General features: G+C 60.9%; 6 protein-coding genes. 3 read left to right on the top strand and 3 right to left on the bottom strand.

Annotation, left to right across the window (positions count from 1 at the left end):
• Positions 1-395: 395 nt before the first annotated feature.
• The 3 genes from RFM52_RS32930 to RFM52_RS32455 all read left to right on the top strand — a co-directional run bounded on the left by RFM52_RS32930 (position 396) and on the right by RFM52_RS32455 (position 4,542).
• Positions 396-563, top strand: coding sequence for a cold-shock protein (locus RFM52_RS32930; protein ID WP_320217942.1), 168 nt, complete (start codon positions 396-398; stop codon positions 561-563).
• A gap of 1,229 nt (positions 564-1,792) precedes the next feature.
• Positions 1,793-3,163 carry a M16 family metallopeptidase gene (locus RFM52_RS32460; RefSeq protein ID WP_407046081.1) on the top strand — a complete coding sequence of 457 codons (1,371 nt, stop codon included), beginning with the start codon at positions 1,793-1,795 and terminating at the stop codon, positions 3,161-3,163.
• Positions 3,163-4,542: a M16 family metallopeptidase gene (locus RFM52_RS32455; protein WP_430700529.1), complete on the top strand. Its 1,380-nt coding sequence runs from the start codon at positions 3,163-3,165 to the stop codon at positions 4,540-4,542. The genes RFM52_RS32460 and RFM52_RS32455 overlap by 1 nt, the downstream gene beginning before the upstream one ends.
• A gap of 332 nt (positions 4,543-4,874) precedes the next feature.
• Here the strand turns inward: RFM52_RS32455 and RFM52_RS32450 are convergent, their stop codons facing one another.
• The 3 genes from RFM52_RS32450 to RFM52_RS32440 all read right to left on the bottom strand — a co-directional run bounded on the left by RFM52_RS32450 (position 4,875) and on the right by RFM52_RS32440 (position 7,025).
• A complete protein-coding gene (locus RFM52_RS32450; RefSeq protein ID WP_320217785.1) occupies positions 4,875-5,120 on the bottom strand; it encodes a hypothetical protein in 246 nt (81 codons plus the stop codon).
• Positions 5,121-5,284: 164 nt separating this feature from the next.
• Positions 5,285-6,451: an alanine racemase gene (gene alr / locus RFM52_RS32445; protein ID WP_320298850.1), complete on the bottom strand. Its 1,167-nt coding sequence runs from the start codon at positions 6,449-6,451 to the stop codon at positions 5,285-5,287.
• Positions 6,452-6,617: 166 nt separating this feature from the next.
• Positions 6,618-7,025, bottom strand: a complete 408-nt coding sequence (locus RFM52_RS32440; RefSeq protein ID WP_320217783.1) for a Ros/MucR family transcriptional regulator — start codon at positions 7,023-7,025, stop codon at positions 6,618-6,620.
• Between the last annotated feature and the right edge of the window lie 274 nt (positions 7,026-7,299).

Genomic DNA, 7,299 nt, shown 5'->3' with positions numbered 1-7,299 from the left:
CAGCCAGGCTGCACCTCGACTATCTTGCCGTTGATCGGCAGGCACTGCAAAACCGACTGCGGGGCTGATGTGCCAGTTGAGATCGGTGTTACGCCGGATTGTTTCTACGGCGCAGATTACCCGCAGATCTACCACAAGGCCGGCGCATGGCGGGGTAGGTCGAAAGCCCCTCAGGGCGACTGGAGACGTGCCTCGCGCCTATCGCCTTCTCAACCTCAGATGATCAGCACCGCGCCGCAAAGGCGGTCCCCGCTACAGCGCTAGTTGAAGAGCGCGCGGGCGACCGCCTTTGCTCTCTCCAGCGCTTCAGCTCGCGTCGGTTTTCGACTGTCGTCGACAGATGACAAACCCCTCAGCGGCAGTCAGCTGGCACCTCGAACTGTGTCCACGCCGAGGTGAAGTGGTTCAATGCCAGCAAAGGTTTCGGCTTCGTTGCACTCGCCGACGGCGCGGACGCATATCTTCATATGCGGGTGGTGGAGGCGGCCGGATGCCGCAGTGGCGCGCATCTCAAGGTTATCCTTGAGGAAAGGCCAAAGGGCCGTCAGGTGGCGCAAAGGTAGAGGTCGTGAAAGCGTCAACTCCTCAGCGTGTAGCGGACCGATCCAGTGTTGGACTGGGCCCCCAGTCGGAGATCTCAGGCACCGTTAAGTTTTACAATCCTGAAAGGGGCTGAGGCTTCATTGCACTAAAAGCGGCGAGAAGGATATTTCGTTCATGCCTCTGCGCTGACCCGGTCTGGGCTCGCTGCGCTGGTTGAAGGGCAAAAAGTATTCGCCGAATGCGCGGCAGGCAAAAGAGGTCTGGAACGCATTCGGCTCGCATAGCTCATCGCTCGGGCAGCCGATTCTGGGTAACGAGCCCGCTGCCGGAAGGCGACAGCGGGCTCGCATCGAAAACAGCGCACGAAGGGACAGCGCTGAATTCACGCCGGCATGCACTTCAGGGACGTGCAATGCCGACACCGGGACCTTACAGGCCGAAGAGCTCATCGCAATGCACAAAATCTTTTCGCATGTGCGAAATTGTCAACACCACAGTTGCGCCAGGAATAATTATTCGCTGAACAATTGTAGCCATCACGGTGCCCAGTATATTGTTGTTGGTCCGATAATTGCGTCCTCAGAGGAACTGGCTTGGGAGGGGGAGAAATGGGTCCAAGATGCGGTTGCCCTATCGGCGCCCGCCACCTGTTGAGGAAATGGCTACCAACTAGGATACTGTTCAGCGCCTAAACTGCCGATGGCAAAAGCGGCGACTTTGAACATTGCTCAGGGCCCGGGCGTTCTTGGTCTGAGTTCGGTTGGGCAGGTAAATTACATGGCGCGCAGATTGCTCCGCATGGCGCAGCTGCGAGGAACTTACCCCCTTTCACCGAGACACAGCAGTATCGCTGGCCGGCTATCTGGAAGCACCGCCACAGCAGCTCCGGTTCGGAGGGAGCACCCGCTTGGTGGTGCTCTCGCCTTCGAGGCTTACACGCTGATTTAGTCTAGCCAGCCGATGCTGCGGAAAGGGTAGGGGGACCTATCCGCCACCGCCGGCCAGATAATGAGCGATACCGCACCAGCCATGCTGGCCCCTGGTTCGGGAGCGTGAACGGCAACGTGCCGAACCACCGCTCCCTTGCGATCGCATTGGCCAAGGCTGGGGAGTGAAACCCGACAATGTCCGACAACCGACATCGTCGGTTTGGGTGCGAACGCGTTGCCCGCAAGTCATTTCTGCCTGGCACGTTCCATGCTTACCTGATCTGTCGAACGCGTAGCGCACCAAGGAGCAAAACAGAGTCATGACGATGTTCGCTGCAAACCCCGGCGGCTGGGTTTCCAAGACCCTGCTGGTAACCATCTTAGCCTTCACCGGAATCAGGTCGCCAATGGCCGGCGAAAAGTCTCCATCCGATTTCCTGCTCCGCAATGGCATGGAAGTGGTGGTCATTCCTGACCATCGCGCTCCGATCGTCACCCACATGGTCTGGTACAAGGTCGGCAGTGCCGACGAGCCGCCCGGCAAATCCGGCATCGCGCATTTCTTCGAGCATCTGATGTTCAAGGCCACCGCCAACCACGCCGCCGGCGAGCTCGATCGTGCGGTGTCCGAGATCGGCGGCTCCAAGAATGCCTTTACCTACTACGACTTCACCGCTTTCCACGAGACCGTGCCGCCCTCGGCGCTGGGCCAGATGATGAGCTATGAGGCCGACCGCATGCGCAACCTCGTCCTCACCGACGACGTCATCAAGACTGAACGCGACGTGATTCTCGAGGAGCGCCGCTCGCGCATCGAGAATAATCCGCAGGCGGTGCTCACAGAGGAGCTTGATGCTACGCTCTGGCAAAATCAGCCTTATCGCATCTCGGTCGTCGGCTGGATGCAGGAAATCCAACAGCTCAACCGAGAGGACGCGAAGGCGTTTTACGACGCCCACTACCACCCAAATAGCGCGGTGCTGGTGGTGGTGGGCGATGTCGATCCCGACGCCGTGAAGGCAATGGCCGAAAGGACCTACGGCAAGATCGCGCGTGGACCGGATCTGCCGCCGCGCATCCGCCCCGTGGAGCCGGAGCAGAACACCAGACGCACGGTGACGCTCACCGATGCGCGCGTCTCGGTGCCGAGCTTTTCCACGCAATGGGTGGTGCCATCCTATCATACGGCCAAACCCGGCGAGGCGGAGGCGCTCGACCTGCTGGCCGAGATCCTCGGCGGCGGCAACCGCAGCCGGCTGTATCAGGAGCTCGTCGTCAAGCAGGGAATCGCCTCCTCGGCGGCCGCCTATTTCCAGGGCACGATGCTCGATGCCACCAACTTCACCGTCTATGGCGCCCCGCGCGGCGACGCCAAGCTCAGCGATGTCGAGGCGGCGGTCGATGCCGAGATCGCCCGCATCGTCAAGGACGGCGTGTGCGACGATGAGCTGGAGCGGGCCAAGACCCGCTACGTTCGTTCGATGATTTTCACCCGCGACAAACAGGACGAAATGGCCAATCTGTACGGCTGGACGCTCGCTACCGGCGGCAATGTGAAGGACGTTCAGGAATGGCCGGACCGCATCCGCAAGGTCACGGCGGAAGAGGTCAAGGCGGCCGCCGCCCGCTACCTCGTGCTCGACCACTCGACCACCGGCTATCTCTTGCCCCAGCAACAGGCGGGGAATTGATGATGAGCCTGGTCCTTGAACGGATGAGCGGCGTTCCTTCCCCCGCGAGGGGAGAAGGAACGGTGGTGCGCGCCATCGCCACTCTGTGCTTTGCCCTGTTCTTCCTGTCGCTGCCGGCGCTTGACGCGCGCGCCGCGATGAACATCCAGGAGGTCAGGTCGAAGAAGGGCGTCACCGCCTGGCTGGTGGAAGACCATTCCATACCGCTGATTGCCATCCGCTTCGTCTTCGATGGCGGCACCGCCCAGGATCCCGTCGGCAAGGAAGGGCTGGTCAATCTGATGACCGGCCTGTTCGACGAAGGCGCAGGCGACCTCGATAGCGAGGCCTTCCAGCAGAAGCTCGACGATGCCGGCGCCGAGATAAGTTTCCAGGCGGCGCGCGACGGGACCTACGGCTGGATGCGCATGCTGTCCGATCACAAGGACGAAGCTTTCGGCCTGCTGAAGCTGACGGTCAACAGCCCGCGCTTCGACCAGGCGCCGATCGACCGCATCCGCAGCCAGATCCTCTCCGGCATCCTTGCCAACGAGCGCGATCCCAATACGGTGGCGCGGCAGCGCTGGCTGCGCGCCATCTACGGTCAGCATCCCTATTCGCGGCCGGACGAAGGGACCAAGCAGAGCTTGGCCACCATCACGGCCGCAGACATCAGGGCTTTTCACAAAGCGAATTTTGCCCGCGGCGGCCTGCATGTGGCGGTGGTGGGCGATATCGACGCCGCCACGCTGAGCGGCAAGCTGGACGAGGTGTTCGGCGATCTGCCGCAGAAGCAGACGCTGGCTCCCGTGGAAGACGTCAAACTCAAGCTCGGCCAGCAGCTCGAAGTCAATTACGACCTGCCGCAGACCTCGCTGCAGCTTGCCTGGCCCGGCGTGAAACCGAACGCGCGAGATTTCTTCGCTGCCGCGCTAATGAATGAGATCCTCGGCGGTTCGACCTTCACCTCGCGCCTCTTCGAGGAGGTGCGCGAGAAGCGCGGCCTTGCCTATGGCGTCAGCTCGAAGCTAGTCGATCACGAGCATTCCAACGCGCTACTGGTGACGACTGCGACGCGCTCCGATCGGGCCGCCGAGACGCTTTCGATCGTGCGCAAGGTGGTGAAGGACATGGCCGAGAAGGGGCCGACCGAGGAGGAGCTCGCGGCGACCAAGAAATACCTGATCGGCTCGTTTGCGATTAACCACCTCAAGTCTTCGGATTCGATTGCGGCGACACTGGTCGGGCTACAGCGCGACAATTTCGCCATGGACTATATCAAAAACCGCGCTGCGCTGATCGACGCCGTATCTCTGGAGGATGTCAGGACGGAGGCTAAGAAGCTTCTGTCGGCCGATCCGACCGTCATGATCGTCGGGCCGCCGCTCAACCGATATTAAGGGATGAGCGGCAGCTTCCTTGCTGGTTAGCAAGGCAGCCAATCGCTTAAGCTTGCATCACCTGTCTCCTGGCGCTAATGCCGCCCTCTTTCTGCGGCATATGCCTACGACAAAAAATGCGAGCGCACGCGATCCGCGCGGCCCGCAATGATAAGTCGAGCTGTGGCGTCTAAGCTGACGCCTCAACATCGTAGATCGGCCACCTCCGATTGCTAGGTACCGAGGCACAGCCGTCCCGGCGCCGGCTTGCCGCGCCAGCATTGACTGACTTTGAGGTTCTGAGCGCGCTGATTCCTCCCGGGTCAGCCGCGCCAGCTTCTACGATCCCGAGATCAATCGCAGCTACGGCATGATGGCATCCCATTATGGCGTCGGCGTTCTTCCAGCACGGCCGGATCAACGCGACCCAGGATCAGACCGAAACTGGCCGCTTTCAAATCGGAACGGCGGCCGGAATGAAATCGGAATGACTGGCCGGCTTCAAATCGGAATCGATGGCCGGCTTCGTCGGAATACGCATCCAGGCCTGCCTTCGGCCCCATTTGGTCGATGAGCTTCAGCGCCGAATTGATTGTCAATTCCGGCAGGGACGACTCCTAGGCAGCCGCTTTTTTTGATACCCACGATCGCGCGACGCCGCAGTGAGCCGCGCGACGTCGCGGTGTGCAAGGAGAGTTGGTCGGCGGGAGTGTATGCGTTGCTCTGGAATCACCCGCTCTCGATTGTTGTGCTCTTATGAATCTCAGACATAGACGCGTGGAACGTGGTCCCGGAGCTGAGCATACAGCCCGACGATGTCAGTGCCCCACCAGGTGGCGACCTCATGCTGTGTGATGGTCTGATCTCCCTGCTGCCCGAGCAAGAGCACCTGATCGCCGAAACAAGCATCGGGGATGTCCGTGAGGTCGATACGGAGATGTTCTAAATGAACCGGCGGCAGCAGAGGCGCACGCCGGCCTCTCACCAGTGCCTCAGCGCCGGGCGGGAGCTGACGTGGCAGCCCGTCTCCCCAACCGATACCGAGCACTCCGACGACCATTCCTTGCTGGTAGCCAGGCAGGTCCGGCGCCGTCCCGAGCGAGGAGTCGGTCCGCTTGATTGAAACCAGAGAGCTCGAAATGGCTTTAAGAGCCGGCCGCAGGGTGACAGGCCGGGTGGAATGATCCGTGTCGGAGACACCAATGAACAAGGCGCCGGGATCGACGGCATCGAAATCCATCTCAGGGTATCGAAGCACACCCACCGTGCTCGCCACCATCGCAATGGGAGGTCGTGTCCCAGAAGCATTGGCCGATTGAAGAATCTGCTGCAAACGGGAGCGCTGTTCGCTTACATGGAAGGGCGTCTCCGAAGGCAGTTCGCTGAGATGCGCATAAAGCCCTTGGACATCGACATCGTCATAAGCATGGCCGGCCGCGAGCAATGCGCTGACAGCCGACGGCGCTGCCCCCGACCTGTAAAAGCCAAGATCAACCTTTACAAAGACCCGCGTGCTGTCCATCGCGGCACGCCAGCGTTCCAGTTCCTCGAGGCTGGAGATCGTGACTGTAAGCCCGAGCCGTTCGATGATGTCGGCCGATGACGGCAGAGGTCCTGGATAGAGCAGGATTGGAAGCTCGACTCCCATATGCCTTATCGCGACCGCATCCGGCAGCGCGGCGACGCCGAAGCCGTCAACCCCCTCTGCAGCCAGAGCTGAAGCCACCGGTCCGGCGCCGCACCCATAACCGTTGCGCTTCAGGCACGCGAAAATCCGTACTGCCGCGGGCAGGTGTGCGCGAAGCTGGCGATAATTGTGCCTGATCGCGTCTAGGTCGATCTCGTACCAGCTGCCGCGCAGCGGCGTGCGGTGGGGGTCAGAGGCGGCGGGTGGACCGCAATGTATCAGTGTCTGATAGTCAAGCTGCAAAGTTTTTCCGATACCGTCTAAGTGTTGGTGATAGGTGGGTTCCTAACCGCGTTCGGGAGCATTCCACCCTCAAGGAGGCAATTTAACCATCAGAGGCAAGGCCATCAGTGTTAGCAAGCCCTCAGGGAGCTTGCGGGCCTCTCTTAGCGTGCGCCGCTTTTGCTTGTCAGGTAGCCTTGCGGCCAAGTCCCATTGACTTGGCAAGCGAAGAACGGGCGGCGGCGTAGTTCGGGGCCACCATCGGATAGTCAGCCGGCAGGCCCCATTTGGCGCGGTATTCGTCCGGCGTCAGGCCATAGTGAACGGAAAGATGCCGCTTCAGCGACTTGAACTTCTTCCCGTCCTCCAAGCTGATGATGTAGTCCGGCGTGACGGACTTCCTGATGGGCACCGCTGGCGTGAGAGCTTCCGGCTTTTCCGCCGCGCCGCCGCCGGCGCTCTTCAACGCTCCATGCACTCGATCGATCAGGGCCGGGAGATCGCCGACCGGGACTGGATTGTTCGAGACATAGGCTGAGACCACCTCGGCGGTCAGCTCGATAAGGGCGCTGGTGTTGTCATCGGTTTCTTCCATCGCGGTGCACTCCTTGCCTGAAGCAATGTCGCCGAAGCTCGTTTTTTTTAACGGTGGCGCGGCATGAACGCAACGAAGTCCGCGGGTAACGGGGTCGGGTTGAAAGTCTACGGAGGCTTTTTCCCACTGACGGCCCAGGAAGCGCGCGATTATCGCCGCCCTCCCGGGCTCTACAAGGTCATGAAGTTTATCGGACCCCTCTAGTCTAGCAGGCTTCTCTGATTGGGGTCGGTGAGGTCAAGCTTTTCCCGTCTTCTTTCCGGATCATGTCGCC

The organism is Mesorhizobium humile (assembly GCF_033977215.1).
In the GTDB taxonomy this organism is placed as follows: Bacteria; Pseudomonadota; Alphaproteobacteria; order Rhizobiales; family Rhizobiaceae; genus Mesorhizobium; species Mesorhizobium humile.
Note: the sequence above shows the minus strand (reverse complement) of the source record. Positions and strands in the feature narration are given on the sequence as shown.